General features: G+C 65.8%; 15 protein-coding genes. 6 read left to right on the forward strand and 9 right to left on the reverse strand.

The features are described 5' to 3' along the window. Positions 1-204: 204 nt before the first annotated feature. From infB to rimP, 4 genes are read right to left on the reverse strand one after another with little or no spacing between them, the layout of a single operon-like run. Positions 205-2,718, reverse strand: coding sequence for a translation initiation factor IF-2 (gene infB / locus G0A00_RS04155; protein ID WP_164182076.1), 2,514 nt, complete (start codon positions 2,716-2,718; stop codon positions 205-207). Positions 2,719-2,728: 10 nt separating this feature from the next. Further along, a complete protein-coding gene (locus G0A00_RS04160; RefSeq protein ID WP_164182078.1) occupies positions 2,729-3,382 on the reverse strand; it encodes an RNA-binding protein in 654 nt (217 codons plus the stop codon). Between the two features lie 7 nt (positions 3,383-3,389). Beyond that, positions 3,390-5,021: a transcription termination factor NusA gene (nusA, locus tag G0A00_RS04165; RefSeq protein WP_164182080.1), complete on the reverse strand. Its 1,632-nt coding sequence runs from the start codon at positions 5,019-5,021 to the stop codon at positions 3,390-3,392. Positions 5,022-5,025: 4 nt separating this feature from the next. Continuing rightward, positions 5,026-5,610, reverse strand: a complete 585-nt coding sequence (rimP, locus tag G0A00_RS04170) for a ribosome maturation factor RimP (RefSeq protein ID WP_164182082.1) — start codon at positions 5,608-5,610, stop codon at positions 5,026-5,028. A 340-nt stretch (positions 5,611-5,950) separates the two neighbouring features. Between rimP and G0A00_RS04175 the strand changes: the two genes are divergently transcribed. Continuing rightward, the gene (locus tag G0A00_RS04175; protein WP_164182084.1) at positions 5,951-6,907 is read left to right on the forward strand and encodes a putative zinc-binding metallopeptidase; all 957 of its coding nucleotides are present in this window, start codon (positions 5,951-5,953) and stop codon (positions 6,905-6,907) included. Between the two features lie 9 nt (positions 6,908-6,916). Here G0A00_RS04175 and G0A00_RS04180 read toward each other — a convergent pair whose 3' ends face one another. Next, positions 6,917-8,773: an FUSC family protein gene (locus tag G0A00_RS04180; RefSeq protein WP_164182086.1), complete on the reverse strand. Its 1,857-nt coding sequence runs from the start codon at positions 8,771-8,773 to the stop codon at positions 6,917-6,919. Continuing rightward, entirely contained in the window at positions 8,770-9,243 is a 474-nt protein-coding gene (locus G0A00_RS04185) for a MarR family winged helix-turn-helix transcriptional regulator (RefSeq protein WP_164182088.1), read from the reverse strand. Before G0A00_RS04185 ends, G0A00_RS04180 begins: the two co-directional genes overlap by 4 nt. A 180-nt stretch (positions 9,244-9,423) precedes the next feature. Between G0A00_RS04185 and G0A00_RS04190 the strand changes: the two genes are divergently transcribed. Together G0A00_RS04190 and G0A00_RS04195 are read left to right on the forward strand one after the other, a co-directional pair. Beyond that, the gene (locus G0A00_RS04190; protein WP_164182090.1) at positions 9,424-11,145 is read left to right on the forward strand and encodes a tetratricopeptide repeat protein; all 1,722 of its coding nucleotides are present in this window, start codon (positions 9,424-9,426) and stop codon (positions 11,143-11,145) included. Further along, on the forward strand, positions 11,132-12,016 hold the full coding sequence (locus G0A00_RS04195; RefSeq protein WP_164182092.1) for a 4-(cytidine 5'-diphospho)-2-C-methyl-D-erythritol kinase: 885 nt from the start codon (positions 11,132-11,134) through the stop codon (positions 12,014-12,016). The genes G0A00_RS04190 and G0A00_RS04195 overlap by 14 nt, the downstream gene beginning before the upstream one ends. A 25-nt stretch (positions 12,017-12,041) precedes the next feature. Here G0A00_RS04195 and G0A00_RS04200 read toward each other — a convergent pair whose 3' ends face one another. Beyond that, positions 12,042-13,043 (reverse strand): polyprenyl synthetase family protein, encoded by a 1,002-nt coding sequence (locus G0A00_RS04200; RefSeq protein ID WP_066104267.1) that lies wholly within the window; start codon positions 13,041-13,043, stop codon positions 12,042-12,044. 54 nt (positions 13,044-13,097) lie between these two features. Here G0A00_RS04200 and G0A00_RS04205 point away from each other — a divergent pair, with 54 nt between their 5' ends. The 3 genes from G0A00_RS04205 to G0A00_RS04215 all read left to right on the forward strand — a co-directional run bounded on the left by G0A00_RS04205 (position 13,098) and on the right by G0A00_RS04215 (position 14,381). Further along, positions 13,098-13,319, forward strand: a complete 222-nt coding sequence (locus G0A00_RS04205; RefSeq protein WP_164182095.1) for a DUF2007 domain-containing protein — start codon at positions 13,098-13,100, stop codon at positions 13,317-13,319. After that, the gene (locus G0A00_RS04210) at positions 13,316-14,095 is read left to right on the forward strand and encodes a tRNA1(Val) (adenine(37)-N6)-methyltransferase (RefSeq protein WP_164182097.1); all 780 of its coding nucleotides are present in this window, start codon (positions 13,316-13,318) and stop codon (positions 14,093-14,095) included. The genes G0A00_RS04205 and G0A00_RS04210 overlap by 4 nt, the downstream gene beginning before the upstream one ends. A gap of 112 nt (positions 14,096-14,207) precedes the next feature. Further along, the gene (locus G0A00_RS04215) at positions 14,208-14,381 is read left to right on the forward strand and encodes a YdcH family protein (RefSeq protein ID WP_066104276.1); all 174 of its coding nucleotides are present in this window, start codon (positions 14,208-14,210) and stop codon (positions 14,379-14,381) included. A 358-nt stretch (positions 14,382-14,739) separates the two neighbouring features. Here G0A00_RS04215 and G0A00_RS04220 read toward each other — a convergent pair whose 3' ends face one another. Together G0A00_RS04220 and phbB are read right to left on the reverse strand one after the other, a co-directional pair. Next, positions 14,740-15,663, reverse strand: a complete 924-nt coding sequence (locus G0A00_RS04220) for a VOC family protein (protein WP_164182099.1) — start codon at positions 15,661-15,663, stop codon at positions 14,740-14,742. Positions 15,664-15,846: 183 nt separating this feature from the next. Then, positions 15,847-16,569, reverse strand: coding sequence for an acetoacetyl-CoA reductase (gene phbB / locus G0A00_RS04225; RefSeq protein ID WP_066104280.1), 723 nt, complete (start codon positions 16,567-16,569; stop codon positions 15,847-15,849). Between the last annotated feature and the right edge of the window lie 20 nt (positions 16,570-16,589).

Raw genomic sequence — 16,589 nt, forward strand, 5'->3', positions numbered from 1 at the left:
CGGCTCGCATTTTTTGTGGCTGACGGGTCCGCCTTTCTGCCTGCGGCTTATCCCGCGCGGGTGCGGTGATCTTTTGCCGCCAGCGTTTCCCTCACCCAGGCCCCGCTTTTCCCGGCGACAGGCCACCAGACATGAAAAAAGCCGGCGATGGAGCATCGCCGGCTTTTTGATCTGTAGCGCCCCGGAATTGGGGCAGGGGAGGGGTCAGAGCTTGCGCTCGACCTCCTCGCGCTCGAAGATCTCGATGACATCCTGCGGGCGGATATCGTCGTAGTTCTCGAAGGCCATGCCGCATTCCTGACCGGACTGCACCTCGGGGACCTCGTCCTTGAAGCGCTTGAGGGTCTTCAGCGTGCCTTCGTGGATCACCACGTTGTCGCGCAGCAGGCGAACGCCCGCGGAGCGGCGTGCCACGCCTTCGGTGACCAGACAGCCCGCAACCTTGCCGACGTTCGAAACCTTGAACACTTCTTTGATCTCGGCGTAGCCGATGAAGTGCTCGCGGATTTCGTTCGACAGCAGGCCCGAAGCCGCAGCTTTCACGTCGTCGACCAGATCGTAGATCACCGAGTAGTAACGGATCTCCACGCCCTTCTGGTTGGCGCCGTTGCGGGCCGGAGCGTTGGCACGAACGTTGAAGCCGATGACCGGGCAGCCCGACGCTTCGGCGAGGCCGATGTCGGTTTCGGTGATCGCGCCCACACCCGAGTGGATGACGCGCACGCGCACCTCGTCGTTGCCGACCTTTTCGAGCGCCTGAACGATCGCTTCGGCAGAGCCTTGCACGTCCGCTTTGACGATGACCGGGAGTTCCGAGACGTTCTCGTCGTCCTTGGCCTTCTGCATGAGCTGCTCGAGGGTCGTGGCGGCACCGGCTGCGGCGCGCTTGTCCTTCGTGACCTGAGCACGGTACTCGGCGATCTCGCGGGCCTGCGCCTCGGTCTCGGTGACGTTGAGAACGTCGCCTGCCTCGGGCGTGCCATTGAGACCCAGCACCTCGACGGGAACCGACGGACCGGCTTCCTTGACGCGCTCGCCCTTGTCGTTGATCAGCGCACGGACCTTACCGTACTGCTCGCCCACGACGAAGACGTCACCCTGCTTGAGCGTGCCGTTCTGCACCAGAACGGTCGCGACCGGGCCACGGCCCACGTCGAGCTTGGCTTCGATCACCGCACCTTCGGCCGCCCGGTTCGGGTTGGCCTTCAGTTCGAGAATCTCGGCCTGCAGAGCGATGGCTTCGAGCAGTGCGTCGAGGCCCTTGCCGCTCTTGGCGGAGACTTCCACGTCCTGCACGTCGCCCGACATCTCTTCCACGACAACTTCGTGCTGCAGAAGGTCGGTGCGCACCTTGGTCGGGTTCGCTTCGGGCTTGTCGATCTTGTTGATCGCCACGATCATCGGGACGCCAGCCGCTTTTGCGTGGCTGATCGCCTCGACGGTCTGCGGCATCACCGCGTCGTCCGCCGCAACCACCAGAACCACGATGTCCGTCACCTGAGCACCGCGCGAGCGCATGGAGGTGAAGGCAGCGTGGCCCGGGGTGTCGAGGAACGACAGAACCGCACCGCTGTCGGTGGTCACCTGATAGGCGCCGATGTGCTGCGTGATGCCGCCAGCTTCGCCGGAGGTCACGTTGGCGTTGCGGATCGCGTCGAGCAGCGAGGTTTTGCCGTGGTCGACGTGGCCCATGATCGTGATGACCGGCGGACGACCCTGCAGGTCTTCCGGCTTGTCTTCTTCGATCTTAATCACGTCTTCGACGTCTGCATCGGACACGCGGGTCACGCGGTGGCCGAATTCCTCGATGATCAGTTCCGCGGTGTCGGCGTCGATGGACTGGTTCTGGGTCGCCATGATACCGTTGTTCATCAGCGACTTGACCACGTCCGCGACGCGCTCTGCCATACGGTTGGCCAGCTCCGCGACGGTGATCGCCTCGGGCAGCTGAACGTCGCGCACGACCTTCTCACGCTGCTGGCTGCCGCCCATTGCCTTCTGACGCGCACGCTCTTGCTTGCGCTTCATTGCGGCCATGGACTTCTGCCGTCCGCCTTCGCCGCCCAGAGCCTGGTTCAGCGTCAGCTTGCCGGAGCGGCGCGCGCCATCGTCGCGGCCACGGGCCGAACGGCCACGCTCTTCGCGCTCGCGGTCGGCCTTGCGCTGCGGCTGTGCCGCCGGCTTTGCCGCCGGTGCACCAGCTGCGCGGGCGGGAGCGGCGCTCTCGTCCTTGGCAGCGGCCTTTTTCGGCGCAGCTTCGGCTTTCTTGGCTGCTTCCGCAGCCTCGGCCGCCTCGCGGGCCTTACGCGCTTCTTCCTCGGCTTTCGCCTTGGCACGCTCTTCGGCTTCGCGCTGCTCGCGCTCTTTCTGTTCTTTCTCGGCGCGCAGGCGCTCACGCTCTTCGGCGCGAGCTTTTTCCTCGGCCTCGCGCTGTGCAGCCTCCTCGGCTTCACGCGCCTTGGCGGCCTGCAGCGCGCGCAGCCGGCGTTCCATCTCCGCTTCGGTGATGCCCGCCGGGCGCTTGCCCGATCCGCCATGCGATCCGCCGCCCGAACCCTTTGCACCGCCAGCGGCGCCCGCTTTCGGGACCACGACGCGTTTACGCTTGGTCTCTACCACGACGTTTTTCGTGCGCCCGTGGCTGAAGCTCTGCTTCACGTTCCCCGAACGGGAGCCGCCGCGCAAACCCAAAGTCTTCTTGCCGTCGTTATCGCTCATTAAGATTCTCTTATCCTTTCCGGCGGCCCTTGCCGCCCGCGGCAGCCCCTGCTGCCGGTCTCGCGTCCGCCGATGCGACGCGCAGGCCCTTCAATCGTTGGGCCTCCTCTACAACACGTTTGGTGAGTCCACCAGCGCCAAGCGCGGCATGTATCACCTTTTCACGTCCGAAGGCCAGCCCCAGCTCATCCGCGGTGAGCCAGCCGATGTAGTTCCCCCCGTAGGGAGTACTGAGTTTGGTCTTGCCGCGGGCGCTTCCGTCCTCGGCTTGGATCAGCACGCGGGCTTCTTCCTTACCCAGCCAATCCTTCACCTTTTCATAGCCAGCGACCGCACCGCCGCCCTTGCGGGCGAGGCTGATGAGATCGATGACACGACGCGCCAGCATCCCCTCGACGAGGTTGGCCAGATCGTCGGGCACCGTCACCGGTGCCTTGGCGGCGCGGGCAAAGAGACCTTTGCCCGCCGCTTTTTCCAGTGCCTTGCGATCGGACGAGACCCAGATGCCCCGACCCGGCAGCTTGCCGGCGATATCGGGAACCACCTGGTTCTCGGGTCCGACCACGAAGCGGATCAGCCCGGTCTTCGGCTCTACATCGCCCGTGGCAATGCAGCGCCGCTCGGGCCCGTCCGCCCTGTCCTTATCCCGGCCTCCGCGAGTCATCTGTGGCTCAGGCCTCCGACTCTTCGGCAGCGTCGTCGTCACCTTCGAGCTCATCGCCCTCGGCGCTTTCGGCCACCAGTTCCTCGGGGTCGACCCAGCCCAGCATGACGCGGGCGGTCATGATCAGGTTCTGCGCCTCATCAAGATCGACATTGAATTTCTCGAGCAGGCCATCGTCCTTCTGGCGCTCGCCGTCGACCGTGGTCCAGCCACCGGCAAGTTCCCAGTCGGCGCAGGTGGCGAAATCTTCGAGCGACTTGATGCCGTCTTCCGCCAGTGCCTCTACCATTTGGGGAGTGAGGCCCTCGAATTCAATAAGGCTGTCCTCGACACCCAGCTCACGCGCTTTCTCGAGCGCCTTGCGGGCCTGTTCCTCGAGGAATTCGCGGGCACGGGTCTGCAGCTCTTCGGCGGTGCCTTCGTCGACGCCGTCGATGACCAGCAGTTCGTCAAGCTCGACGTAGGCCACTTCTTCGAGGTTGGTGAAGCCTTCGGCCACCAGCAACTGAGCAAAGAATTCGTCGACGTCCAGCGTGTCCATGAACAGCTTGGTGCGCTCTTCGAACTCGGCCTGACGGCGCTTGCTTTCTTCTTCCTCGGTCATGATGTCGATGTCGAGACCGGTGAGCTGCGAGGCCAGACGCACGTTCTGACCGCGGCGGCCGATGGCCAGCGACAGCTGCTCGTCGGGCACGACAACCTCGATGCGCTCGGCATCTTCATCCAGAACCACTTTCGACACTTCGGCCGGCTGCAGCGCGTTGACGAGGAAGGTCGGCATGTCCTCGTTCCACGGGATGATGTCGATCTTTTCGCCCTGCAGTTCGTTCACGACGGCCTGCACACGGCTGCCGCGCATACCGACGCAGGCACCGACGGGGTCGATCGAGCCATCGTAGGAGATCACGCCGATCTTGGCGCGCGAGCCGGGGTCACGGGCCACGGCCTTGATCTCGATGATGCCGTCGTAGATTTCCGGCACTTCCATCTTGAACAGCTCGGCCATGAATTCCGGCGCGGTGCGCGACAGGAAGATCTGCGGGCCGCGGGCCTCGCGGCGCACGTCCTTGACGTAGCAGCGGATGCGGTCGCCAGGGCGATAGCTTTCGCGGCCGATCTTCTCGTTGCGGCGCAGGATCGCTTCGCCACGGCCGATGTCGACGATGACGTTGCCGTATTCCTCGCGCTTGACCTGACCGTTGATGATCGTGCCCTGACGGTCCTTGAACTCTTCGTACTGGCGGTCACGCTCGGCTTCGCGCACCTTCTGCAGGATCACCTGCTTGGCGCTCTGCGCAGCGATCCGGCCAAGGTCGACCGGCGGCACTTCTTCGACGTACTGATCGCCCACCTTGGGGTCGGCCATATACTGCTTGGCCTGCTGGACGGTCATCTCGGCTTGATAGTTTTCGAGGAGGTCATCCTCGACCACGGTGCGCACGCGGGTGAAGCTGGCGCGACCGGTCTTGCGGTCGATCTTCACGCGGATGTCCATCTCCGAGCCGTAGCGGCTCTTGGCGGCGCGGGCGAGGCTCTCTTCCATCGCTTCGATCACCAGCGAGGGGTCGATCATCTTCTCGCGGGCGACGGCCTCGGCGGTCTGCAGAAGCTCGAGCTGGTTGGCAGAGGTGATTGCCATGGTCTTAGTCCTCCTGAGCGGCCGCGTCGTCGGCCTCGATGTCGTCGAATTTGGTTTCGTCCACTTCCTGCGCCTTGCGGGCGCGGAGCATGTCTCGGATCAGCTCGTCGGTGAGCACCAGCTTGGCGTCCGACAGCCAGTCGAATTGCAGGCCGATGGTCTGCTCTTCGCCGCCCTCCTCGATGTTGAGCAGCACTTCGCTGCCCTCCACCCCGGTCAGAACCCCGCGCCAGCGCTTGCGGCCGTCGATCAGTTCCGAGGTTTCGAGTTTCACCTCATAGCCCTCGAAGGTCTCGAAGTCCTTGAGGCGGGTGAGCGGGCGGTCGATGCCGGGCGAGGAGACCTCGAGCGTGTAGGCATCGATGATCGGATCCTCGACGTCCAGCACGGCCGAGACCGCAGTGGAGATGTCGGCACATTCATCTACCTCGATGCCGCCCTCGGGCCGTTCGGCCATGATCTGCAGCGTCGAGGTCTTGCCGCCCATAAGGCGGATTCGCACAAGCTCGAACCCCATGTCTTCGATGACGGGGCCGACGATCTCGGCGAGGCGCTTATCGAGCGATGATTTGGCGATGAGGTCGGTCATTCTTCCGACTCCTTCGGAAACAAAAATACGGGCGCGCGGCCCGTCGGTGTTTCCCGGTGGAGCTTCGGTGCCAGGACCGACGCGCCGCTGTTGAAGCGCCATATACGTGTCTGCAGCGGATTTCGCAAGGGTGATTCCTTTGCGAAGGGGGCGCGGCGGTTTGATCCCTGCCCGGCGCATGGCCCGCGCCACCATCCAAACCCCGGCGTCATCACGCCGTTACGCAAAGCCCTTCCCATGCGCTGCTCTTTGCCGCTTCACTGGCAAGCGCGATGGCGCGGCGGAACCCGCCGGGGCTCCGCGCCGTTTCCGCTGCGTATTCCGCCCATGAGGACCTTTCATGCAAGTCTTCCGCTGCCCCGCCTGCTCCAGCCCGGTCTATTTCCATAATCTCGCCTGCGGCTGCGGGCAGGAGGTCAGTTTCGATCCCGACGCCCAGACCATGGTCGCGGGGGCGCCGCATTGCACCAATCGCGATGACATCGCCTGCAACTGGGTGGCCGAGGAGGGGGGGCTCTGCCGCTCCTGCGCGATGACCGAAACCGTGCCCGACCTGCGCGCCGAACAGAACCTGCCGCTGTGGGAAAGCAGCGAATATGCCAAGCGCCGGATGCTCGCCGAGCTTGGCCGCTGGGGCTGGTTCACCTCGAATGACGCGGGCGCGCGCCCGGTGTTCCGCATGCTCTCGGAAGAGACACTTCATGGCGAGGAAGATGTGATCATGGGCCATGCCGACGGGTTGATCACGATCAACGTCACCGAGGCGAGCGATCCGGTTCTGGCCGAGCGGCAGGAGCAGTTTGACGAGCTTTACCGCACCATGCTGGGCCATATGCGGCACGAGATGGCGCATTTTCTGTTCCTGCGGCTGGCCGGTGAGCCGGGATTCCTCGACAGTTTCCGCCCGCTCTTTGGCGACGAGCGCGAGGATTACGGCGCCGCGCTGCAGCGCCATTACGATGCGCCCGCCGACCCCGGCGAGACTCACATCACCCATTACGCCACGGCGCACCCGCATGAGGACTGGGCCGAGACGCTGGCGCATCTGCAGCATCTGGTCTCGATGCTCGACAGTGGCGTGGCCAGCGGGCTGCGGCTGCCCGGAATGCCGGGCGAAGGCTATGATCCCTATCTCGAGGCGGACACCGATGCGCTGATCACCCAAGCGGTGAACCTGTCGATCGCGGTGAACCATGTGAACCGGGCGCTCGATCTGCCCGACCTCTACCCCTTCGTGCTGACCCAGCCGGTGCGCGAGAAAATGGCCCTCGCGCACCGCTGGCTGCGGCGCCTCTAAAGCAGAGGCTTAGCTGCCCAGAAGCCCGGCGCTGCGCGCGGCGTGGCGGAAGATCTCGGCGTCCTGTCCCGCTGCACGGCGCGCAAGGCGGCTGAGCGCTCCTTTGGCGCGCGCCGGGGTCTGCTCGAGACGTTTCAGCCGGGCCAGCGCGGCGCAGAGCGCGCGGCGCTCGGTTGCCGGTGTGTCGGGCGCGGCAAGGATTTCCTGCGCGCGCATTGCCGCATGGCCGAGATCGAGCAGCGCCAGCCCGGTGTCCAGCGCATCGCGCTGCGCCCGCGCCGAGCGTTCCGTAAGCCGGAAGAGGCGCAGCATCCGGTGATAGAGCCGCGCGCGCCACACGTCCCGGTGCTGGGGCGCTGTCGGGTCTGCGGCCAGCGCGGCCACATCATGCAGCATCATCCGCGCCAGCGTCGCCTGCTTGCGGCGCAGCGTTGGCGGATAGATCGTGCGATAGGCGGCGAGCGCGGCGAGCGGCGCGGCGACCACCGCCAGTCCCATCATCACCGAGGTGCCGAAGCTGCCGGTCAGCGGCAGGGCAGGATGCAGCAAAAGCAGCATCACCATATTGTAGTCGAAACTGACCTTCATGCCGCGGTCATGCCCGCTCAGGAAAGCGCCGAGAAGAATGAAGGGCAGCATCATCGCCACCATCTGCCATTCGGTGCTCGCATGCGGCCAAATCAACCAGCGGATCGCGATCGCCATGGCGGCGCCCATGAACTGCCCCAGAAACACGAAGGGCAGCATGGCGATGGGGTTCTCGAAGGTGGTGAAGATCGAGATCATGATCGACATGCCCAGCAGCAGAAAGGCCCCGGCGGCAAAGCCGGTGATCTGCCACAGCGCGCCAAAGAGCAGCAGCGCGCCGGTGGCGCGGATCGCCGCCTCGCGGGCCCCGATCCAGTCGCGGTGCAGCACCACGGGAAGGACGGTTTCCGGCGCAGGCTCGCTGCGGTTCTCGGGCGCGCGCCATTGGGTCAGCGCGGTGGCAAGGGGGCGCAGGGTCTCGCCCAGACCGGGCAGGGCAGCAGCGCGCTCAAGCGCCTTAAGTGCGGTCGCGCCATCGTCTGCGCGCAAGGCAGCAGCAGCCTCGGTCAGTGCAAGGCGGGCGGCTTCGGGCACCGCATCTGCACCTCGGCCACGGCGCCAGAGCAGAACCGACAGCGCGACGAACAGCAGGTTGCGCGTGGCCCGCGTCTCGCGGTGCGAGCGCAAGGACCCTGCGGCGTGCGGGTCGAGCGCCTCTTCTGCGCCTGCCATGGCCGAGATCAGCCCGCGAGCCGCTTCGGCATCCTGTTCCGGCGCGGCGATCTGCTCGCAGAGATCGGCCAGCAGCGCCCGGATGCGTCCGCGCAGGGCTTTGCCGTCGGCGGCGGGGGCGAACAGCCAGCCCACCAGCAATGCGGCCACCACGCCCACAAGCACCGTCGCCATGCGGTCGGCTCCGAGCGCCAGCACGTTCTCGGGGTGCCCCACGTCGAGCAGCGAGACCATCGCCGCCGTGTATCCGGCCAGCACGGTGCCATAGGCCACGAAGCCGCGCGCAAGATTGGCAAGCCCGGTGCAAAGACCGACCCAGAGCGCGAGGCCGATCACCAGCAATGCCGGATGCACCAGCATGGCAAAGATCAGCCCGATACCGGCAATCGTGCCCACCACGGTGCCCGCAAAGCGAAACAGGCCCTTCTCGAGCAACTGCCCGCGGACGGGCTGAGAGGCGGCCCAGACTGTCATCCCGGCCCATTGCGGATGTTCCAGCCCCAGCAGCCACGCGATGATCAGCGCGAGGCAGGCGGCAAAGGCGGTACGCAGGGCGAAAGTGAGCCGGTCCTTGTTGAAGCCAAGGGTCTGCAGGGCGGCGGTCATGCGGTTTCCTCGCGGTCGGTCTTGTCGGTCAGCATCGTCTCGGCGCGGGCGGTGATGCGGGCAAAGCTGCCCAGCATGCTGGCGAGTTCGTCTTCGCCGATGCCGGACAGCAGGTCGTGCTCGGCCTGCAGCAGCATGGCGCGGATCCTGCTCAGCTCGCTGCGGCCATCTTCGGTGAGGTGAATGCGCCGCGCGCGGCGGTCGTTCGGGTCGACGCGGCGTTCGATAAAGCCACGCTCGACCAGCAGGTCGAGCAGACGCACGAGGGTGGAGGTATCGAGGCTGATCCGCGCCGCAAGCTCGCGCTGGCTGATGCCGTCGCCGCCTTCGGCAAGATGAATCAGCGGGCGCCATGTGGCGTCGGTCAACCCGGCTTCGGCAAGCCGCATGTCGACGACGCGATGCCAGTGCCGTGCCAGCGAGACAAAGGCGAATCCGAAACGGTCGCGGGGGGCGGAATATTGTGTCATGAGAATTGATGTAGATAAAAATGATTTGCATCGCAAACTAAATGCCGCGCCGCAGAGTGGCGCAGATTGCCGCAGGGTCATCAGCAAGCTGCCGCGCTCCCCTTTGCGTGAACGGTGCACGGATTGCGCCGCTTTGCCCTGCGGGCTAATCTTTGCGGCAACCAATCAACAGGAGGCGGCATGTCGGGCAAGGCAATCGGGACACTTCGCGGCACGGTCATGGCACTGGCGCTGATGGCGGCGGGCGCGGCTTCGGCCGAAAGCCTGTCGGGCGATTACCTTGCAGCGCGGCAGGCCAGCTTTGCCGGAGATTTCAAGGCGGCGGCGCGCTACTACGGCGAGGCGGTCAAGCATGACCCCGAAAATGCCGATCTGCTCGAACGCGCGGCTCTGGCCAATATCGGGCTGGGCGACTTCAACAGTGCCGAGGCGCTGGCCGAGCGCCTGACCGCGCAGGGCCATGACAGTCAGGTCGGCCATCTGGCCGAAGTCGCGGTGCTGGCGCATGAGGAAAACTACGCCGAACTGCTGTCGCGCGTGGAAGAAGGCCGTTCGGCGGGGCCGCTGGTCGACGGGCTGATCAAGGCTTGGGCCGAACTGGGCCGCGGCGATGTGACCGCCGCGCTGTCTGGCTTTGATGAGGTCGCGAAAGAGCGGGGCCTTGCGGGCTTTGCCGCCTATCACAAGGCGATGGCGTTGGCGTCGGTCGGGGATTTCGAAGGCGCGGAGGCGATCTTTGCCGAACCCGGTTCGGGCGGCATGCAGATGACCCGGCGCGGGCTGATGGCGCGGCTCGAGATCCTGTCGCAGATCGACCGGCAGGAAGATGCGGTTTCGCTGATCGACGACGCGCTGGGCAAGCAGCTTGATCCCGGCATGGCCGACCTGCGCGCCAAGCTCGAAGCGGGTGAGACGCTGCCGTTTGACGTGATCACCTCGGCGCGCGACGGGATCGCCGAGGTCTTCTTCACCATCGCCAGCGCCCTCGCGAACGAAAGCGCCGAGGATTACACGCTGCTGCATGTGCGCGTCGCTGAATTCCTGCGCCCCGACCACGTGGGCGCACTGCTGATGGCGGGCGATTTGCTGGAGCAGATGGGCCAGTACGAACTGGCTGCCGCAACCTACCGCCGCGTGCCGCGGGATGACGCTTCTTTCCATGTCGCCGAGCTTGGCCGCTCCGACGCGCTGCGCGCCGAGGGCAAGCTTGATGCGGCGGTCGAAGTGCTGGAACAACTGGCCGACACCCATGGCAATATGCCTGCGGTGCAATCGGCGCTCGGCGACTTGATGCGCCAGCTGGAGCGCTACGATGAGGCGATTGCCGCCTATGACCGCGCCCTCGACACGTTCGACGAGCCCGACCCGGCGCAGTGGTTCCTCTATTACGCGCGCGGCATCTGCAAAGAGCGCGACGGCGACTGGACTGCGGCGGAGAAAGACTTCCGCGCCGCGCTCGAGTTCGTGCCGAACCAGCCGCAGGTGCTGAACTACCTTGGCTATTCCATGGTCGAGCATCACGTGAACCTCGACGAGGCGCTGGAGATGATCGAGCGCGCGGTCGATGCCGAACCGCAGAGCGGCTACATCGTCGACAGCCTCGGCTGGGCGCTTTACCGGCTGGGACGCTACGACGAGGCGGTCGGCCATATGGAGCGCGCCGCCGAACTGATGGCGGTGGACCCGGTGGTCAATGATCACTTGGGCGATGTCTACTGGGCCGTCGGTCGCAAGGTCGAGGCGCGGTTCCAGTGGCAGCGCGCGCTGTCCTTCGTGGGCTGGGAAGACGCCTCGGACGATGTCGATCCCGAACGCATCCGCCGCAAGCTGGATGTCGGTCTCGACGCGGTTCTTGCGGATGAGGGCAAGCCGCCGCTGAAGGTGGCGCATGACGTGGACTGACGTCTTCGCTCCGGCGAAGATCAATCTGACCCTGCACATCACCGGCCAGCGCGACGACGGGTATCACCTGCTCGACTCGCTGGTCGTTTTCGCGCCCGTGGGCGATGCGCTGCGCGTTGCGCCTGCCGAGGATCTGAGCCTGCGCGTCGAGGGGCCGGAGGCCGCGGGCATCCCAGCCAACGGCGACAACCTTGCGCTGCGTGCCACCGCCATGGTCGGCGAAGGGCAGGGGGCAGAGATCGTGCTGGAGAAGGTGCTGCCGGTGGCCTCGGGCATCGGTGGCGGCTCGGCGGATGCCGCCGCTGCCGCCCGCGCCGTTCTGGCTGAATTGGGCCCGCTGGATGAGACCACAATGACCCGGGCCGAGGGGGCGCTGCTGGCGCTGGGGGCGGATGTGCCCATGTGCCTCGCCTCCCGCCCCGTCCGCGTCCGCGGCATCGGCGAGGGGCTGGAGCCAGTCACGCTGCCGCCACTGCCCGCCGTTCTGGTGAACCCGCGCGTGCCTGTCTCGACACCGCAGATCTTCCGCAGCCTGACCTCTCGCGACAATCCGCCGATGCCCGAACGCCTGCCGGAGTTTGCCGGGGCAGAGGGGCTGATCGACTGGCTCAGGGATATGCGCAACGATATGGAGCCCGCGGCCCGCGCTCTGGAGCCGGTGATCGGCACGGTGCTGTCGGAACTGGAGGCTCTGCCGGGCTGCCGGCTGGCGCGCATGTCGGGCTCGGGCGCGACGTGCTTTGGCCTCTTCGCCAGCATGGCCGAGGCGGGTGCCGCCGCAGAGGCGCTGCGCGCGGCGCGTCCGGATTGGTGGATCGCCGAAGGTCTTTTGGGAGATCAGCAGGCGCGGGCGATGCCGCGCCGGGGCTGAGGATCGAAGGCTGGGAGGCGCGGGCTCAATAGAGCCGCGCCACCACGAAATCCGCCAGTTCGATCATCACGTCGCGCAGTTCGGACTGCGGCAGCTGCGCCATCGACGCTTTGGCCTTTTCCGACCAGCCGAGCGCATCCTCGCGGGTGGCCTCCAGCGCGCCATGCTTGTTCAGCAGCTCCAGCGCGTGCTCGAGGTCGCCCTCTTCCTGCTTGCCCTTCTCGATGGTGCGCTGCCAGAAGGCGCGCTCCTCTTCGTCGGCTGCCGCGACGGCCTTGATCACCGGCAGCGTCAGCTTGCGCTCGCGGAAGTCGTCGCCGACGTTTTTGCCGGTGGCCGAGCTGTCGCCCATGTAGTCGAGCAGGTCGTCGGCGATCTGGAAGGCGATGCCGAGCGCGTCCCCGTAATCGAAGAGCGCCTTCACCTCAGCCTCATCGGCCCCGGCGATGACGCCGCCCACCTCGGTCGCCGCCGAGAAGAGCGCGGCGGTCTTGCCGCGCACCACCTGCAGGTAGATGTCCTCGCTGGTGCGCAGGTCCTGCGCTGCGGTGAGTTGCAGCACCTCGCCCTCGGCGATGGTGGCCGCCGCGTTCGACAGGATCTCGAGCACCCGCAGGTTGCCCGGCTCGGTCATCAGCTGGAAGCTGCGGGCGAACAGATAGTCGCCGACCAGCACCGAGGATTTGTTGTCCCACAGCAGGTTTGCCGTCGGGCGGCCCCGGCGCTGCGCGCTTTCGTCCACTACGTCGTCATGCAGCAGCGTCGCGGTATGGATGAACTCCACCGTCGCGGCCAGATGCACGTGATAGGGGCCGTCGTAATTGCAGATATTCGCCGCGGCGAGCGTCAGCATCGGGCGCAGGCGCTTGCCGCCCGCTTCGACCAGATGTGCGGTCACCTCGGGAATGCGCGGCGCGTGTTTCGATGCCATCCGCTCGCGGATCAGCACGTTCACCGCGCCCATCTCGTCCGCCAGCATCGAGGCCAGCCGATCATGCGGTTTCGCTTTTGCCGTATCCAAGCCCATCAGACCCCCGTCACAGGCTCGACAAGGCCGGGGCCCTGTCCTTACATCCCCTTTATGGAAGAACTTCTGCGTACCACCGACATAACGCTGATCCCGCTGGCGAAGACCCTCCTTGATGGGCAGGGTATAGACAGCTTTGAGTTGGACGTAAATATGAGCGTCCTCGAGGGATCCCTGGGCATTCTACCGCGCCGCCTGATGGTGCGGACCGGCGATCTGGAGGCCGCGCGGCGTGTGCTGCGCGAATTCGGGCTCTCCTTCGAGGCCGGTGCATGAGGCGCGAGCCCTTCGCCGAGGAAGAGGTGCGTCGCGACGCATTCCTCGGCGGGATGGCGCAGATATGGCAGCCAAAACATGGGCTTGGCTATCGCGCGGGGGTTGATCCCGTGCTGCTGGCGGCGGCGGTCGAGGCGCAGCCGGGGCAGGAGGTGCTCGAGCTTGGCTGCGGCGGCGCCCCGGCATTGGTCTGTCTTGGGGCGCGGGTGGGCGGGCTTTCGCTGGCCGGGGCCGAGATCCAGCCAGCCTATGCCGCGCTCGCGCGCCGTAACATTGCCGAGAACGGGCTAAACGGGGAGATCTACGAGACCGATCTGGCCGCGCCTCCGGCGGCGCTGAAGGCGCGCAGCTTCGATCACGTTCTCGCCAACCCGCCCTATTTCGAAGAGGGCAAGCGCAGTGCGGCGCCGGACGCCGGGCGCGAGCTTGCCTTGGCGGGGGCCTTGCCGCTGGCGGATTGGGTGACGCTGGCAGCGCGGCGGCTGAAACCGCGCGGCACCGCCACCTTCGTGCAGCGGGTCGAGCGCCTGCCAGAGCTTCTGGCGGCGCTGGCGGCGAATCTGGGCTCGGTCGAGGTGCTGCCTCTGGCCCCGCGCGAGGGGCGAGCGCCCCGGCTGATTCTCGCGCGTGGGCGCAAAGGCGGGCGCGCGGCTTTCCGCCTTTGCCCCTCGCTCGTGCTTCACGCTGGCGCGTGTCACCTTGAAGATGGCGACGATTATACAAATGTCATCAAAGCAGTCTTGCGCGATGGAAAACCGATCAGCTTTTCCGGATGAGCGGGCTTCCGAGCAGGGTTCTGATCCTGCGTAAAGCAATGCTGCGGGTGCGGCGTGACAGAATGTAAAAGTTATGCTGCACTGTCTCTGCCCAAAGCAAAAGGAGGACATAATGAGCTTAACTTCTCACCTGCAGGAACTGAAGAAGAAGCACCAAAACCTCGCCACCACCGTGGAAGAGATGCAGCGGAGTCCGGGCACGGACGACCTGCATGTCGCAGCCCTGAAGAAGCAAAAACTCCGTATCAAGGAAGAGATTAACCGGCTCTCGGTGGAGGCGACCTGAACGGCGCCCGGGCAGGTATCGCCCTAGAGCGAAGCACCCACCCACCTTGAGAGCGATCAGGTCCGCACGGCAGCCGCGCCGCCGGACCGCAGAGGTTCCGGGCCCGAATCTCCGGGCCCGGGCGGCAGGGCAGGCGCCGGACGGCGCGAGGCGACGCGGCAATTTCAAAGCACGGTTTTTCACGCACCCTTTTCACACCCTTGCACGAAGAGACGCGGGCCTCCGTCCGCGCGTGTTCAAGGCCGTGCGTGTCGTTGTGCCCTGCGCGAAAACAGCGCCCCCGGAGAGCGAGGCTCCGGGGGCGCATCCGTTTCGGGGTTCCGCGCGGGATTTCACGCGGGATTTTGCGCGCCGCGTGTCAGTCGATCGGTTCGAGCCGCTGCTCCAGCTGCTCGCGCAAATGCGCGTGCTGGGTCGGCAGCTTGAGCGCCTCGCCGAGATGGGCGCGATCTTCGTCGCGGTCAAAGCCGGGCTCGTTGGTGGCCACCTCAAACAGCACGCCGCCGGGGCTGCGGAAGTAGATCGCGTAGAAATAATCGCGGTCGATCTGCGGAGTGATCTGAAAGCCGTTCTCGGTCAGCGCGTTGCGCACCTCAAGCTGTGCCGCCCGGTCCTCGACGGCAAAGGCGATGTGGTGCACGCTGCCCGCGCCCTGACCGGCCCGGGGCACATCCACGGTCTCGATGTCGATCGTGCCGGCGCCATTGTGCTCGGGCAGCGAGAACCGCATGACCTTCTCTTGCCGGCATTCTTCCTGATAGCCCATGAAGCGCAGCAGTTCCGCCGTGGGGCCCGCGTCGCGCAGGCGCATCTGCACCGAATGGAAGCCGCGGATCGCCATATCTTCGCCGATCCCGCCGCCGGTCCACGGCGTGCGGCTGTCATCGGCTTCGACCAGAGCCAGCCCGTCGCCATCGGGGCCTTCAAACACCAGACGGTGCTCGCCATAGCGGTTGAGCCGCTCCAGCCCCTTCACGCCCGCCTCGGTCAGCCGCGCTTCCCAAGCGTCGAGCGAGCCTTCGGGCACGGCAAAGGCGGTGGTCGCCACCTCGCCGCTGCCCGGCTTGCCACGGGCGGCGTTGGGGAAGGGGAAATAGGTCATGACGGAGCCCGGCGTGCCGACCTCATCACCGTAGTAGAGGTGATAGACGTCGGGCGCGTCGAAGTTGACGGTCTTCTTCACTCGGCGCAGGCCGAGCGTGTGGGTGAAAAAATCATTGTTCCGAGACGCGCTGCTGGCCAGCGCAGTCACATGGTGCAGGCCTTTGATTTGCGTGAGCATGGTCTCTCTCCTGATGCGGAATTGTCAGAGACATAGGAAGAAAGTGCTTAGCAGAAAACAAACGCCACCGCGCGGAAGGGCTGCATCAGTGCACAGTGGGGTGGAGTTTGGGGGTAAACGACGAAGCCCCGGCGCGATCTGCAGCCGGGGCCCGTCTTTTATGTCAGGCGTCTGCCGGATGGGTCAGACGAAGAACTGCGCGCCATTCGCCGAGATCGTCGAGCCGTTCACGAAGCCCGCCTTCTCGTCGGCAAGGAAGACCACGCAGCGCGCAATCTCCTCGGGCTCGCCAAGGCGGCCTGCGGGGATCTGCGCGATGATCGACTCGCGCACCTTCTCGGGCACGGCCATGACCATTTCGGTGGCGATATAGCCCGGACAGATCGCGTTGGCGGTGATGCCGTAGCGCGCGCCTTCCTGCGCCAGCGACTTGATGATGCCAAGATCCCCGGCCTTGGTCGCGGCGTAGTTCACCTGTGCGAACTGGCCCTTCTGACCGTTGATCGACGAGATCACGATGACCCGGCCATATTTGCGCTCGCGCATGCCCGGCCAGATCGGGTGCACGGTGTTGAACACGCCGGTGAGGTTGGTGTTGATCACCTCATTCCACTGCTGCGGCGTCATCTTGTGGAACGGCGCGTCGCGGGTGATGCCCGCATTGGCCACCACCACGTCGATCGGGCCGAGATCCGCCTCTACCTGAGCGATCCCGTCTTTCGACGCGTCGTAATCCGCGACGTCCCATTTGTAGGTCTTGATGCCCGTCGCTTCGGTGAAGGCCGCGGCCTTCTCGTCATTGCCAGCATAGGTCGCAGCCACCTCATACCCTTCGGCCTTGAGCGCCTTGGAAATCGCCTCCCCGATCCCTCGGCTCCCTCCCGTGACCAGTGCAACTTTCGCCATAGTATCCTCCAGTCCAGTCC

Source organism: Salipiger sp. PrR002, assembly GCF_010500775.1.
Taxonomy (GTDB): domain Bacteria; phylum Pseudomonadota; class Alphaproteobacteria; order Rhodobacterales; family Rhodobacteraceae; genus Salipiger.

Coding starts and splice junctions, on each gene's coding strand:
- rimP (WP_164182082.1), bottom strand. CDS start 5,610: ATGACCGACCTCATCGCCAAATCATCGCTCGATAAGCGCCTCGCCGAG.
- G0A00_RS04195 (WP_164182092.1), top strand. CDS start 11,132: ATGACGTGGACTGACGTCTTCGCTCCGGCGAAGATCAATCTGACCCTG.
- G0A00_RS04175 (WP_164182084.1), top strand. CDS start 5,951: ATGCAAGTCTTCCGCTGCCCCGCCTGCTCCAGCCCGGTCTATTTCCAT.
- infB (WP_164182076.1), bottom strand. CDS start 2,718: ATGAGCGATAACGACGGCAAGAAGACTTTGGGTTTGCGCGGCGGCTCC.
- nusA (WP_164182080.1), bottom strand. CDS start 5,021: ATGGCAATCACCTCTGCCAACCAGCTCGAGCTTCTGCAGACCGCCGAG.
- G0A00_RS04160 (WP_164182078.1), bottom strand. CDS start 3,382: ATGACTCGCGGAGGCCGGGATAAGGACAGGGCGGACGGGCCCGAGCGG.
- G0A00_RS04215 (WP_066104276.1), top strand. CDS start 14,208: ATGAGCTTAACTTCTCACCTGCAGGAACTGAAGAAGAAGCACCAAAAC.
- G0A00_RS04180 (WP_164182086.1), bottom strand. CDS start 8,773: ATGACCGCCGCCCTGCAGACCCTTGGCTTCAACAAGGACCGGCTCACT.
- G0A00_RS04205 (WP_164182095.1), top strand. CDS start 13,098: ATGGAAGAACTTCTGCGTACCACCGACATAACGCTGATCCCGCTGGCG.
- G0A00_RS04185 (WP_164182088.1), bottom strand. CDS start 9,243: ATGACACAATATTCCGCCCCCCGCGACCGTTTCGGATTCGCCTTTGTC.
- G0A00_RS04210 (WP_164182097.1), top strand. CDS start 13,316: ATGAGGCGCGAGCCCTTCGCCGAGGAAGAGGTGCGTCGCGACGCATTC.
- G0A00_RS04190 (WP_164182090.1), top strand. CDS start 9,424: ATGTCGGGCAAGGCAATCGGGACACTTCGCGGCACGGTCATGGCACTG.
- phbB (WP_066104280.1), bottom strand. CDS start 16,569: ATGGCGAAAGTTGCACTGGTCACGGGAGGGAGCCGAGGGATCGGGGAG.
- G0A00_RS04200 (WP_066104267.1), bottom strand. CDS start 13,043: ATGGGCTTGGATACGGCAAAAGCGAAACCGCATGATCGGCTGGCCTCG.
- G0A00_RS04220 (WP_164182099.1), bottom strand. CDS start 15,663: ATGCTCACGCAAATCAAAGGCCTGCACCATGTGACTGCGCTGGCCAGC.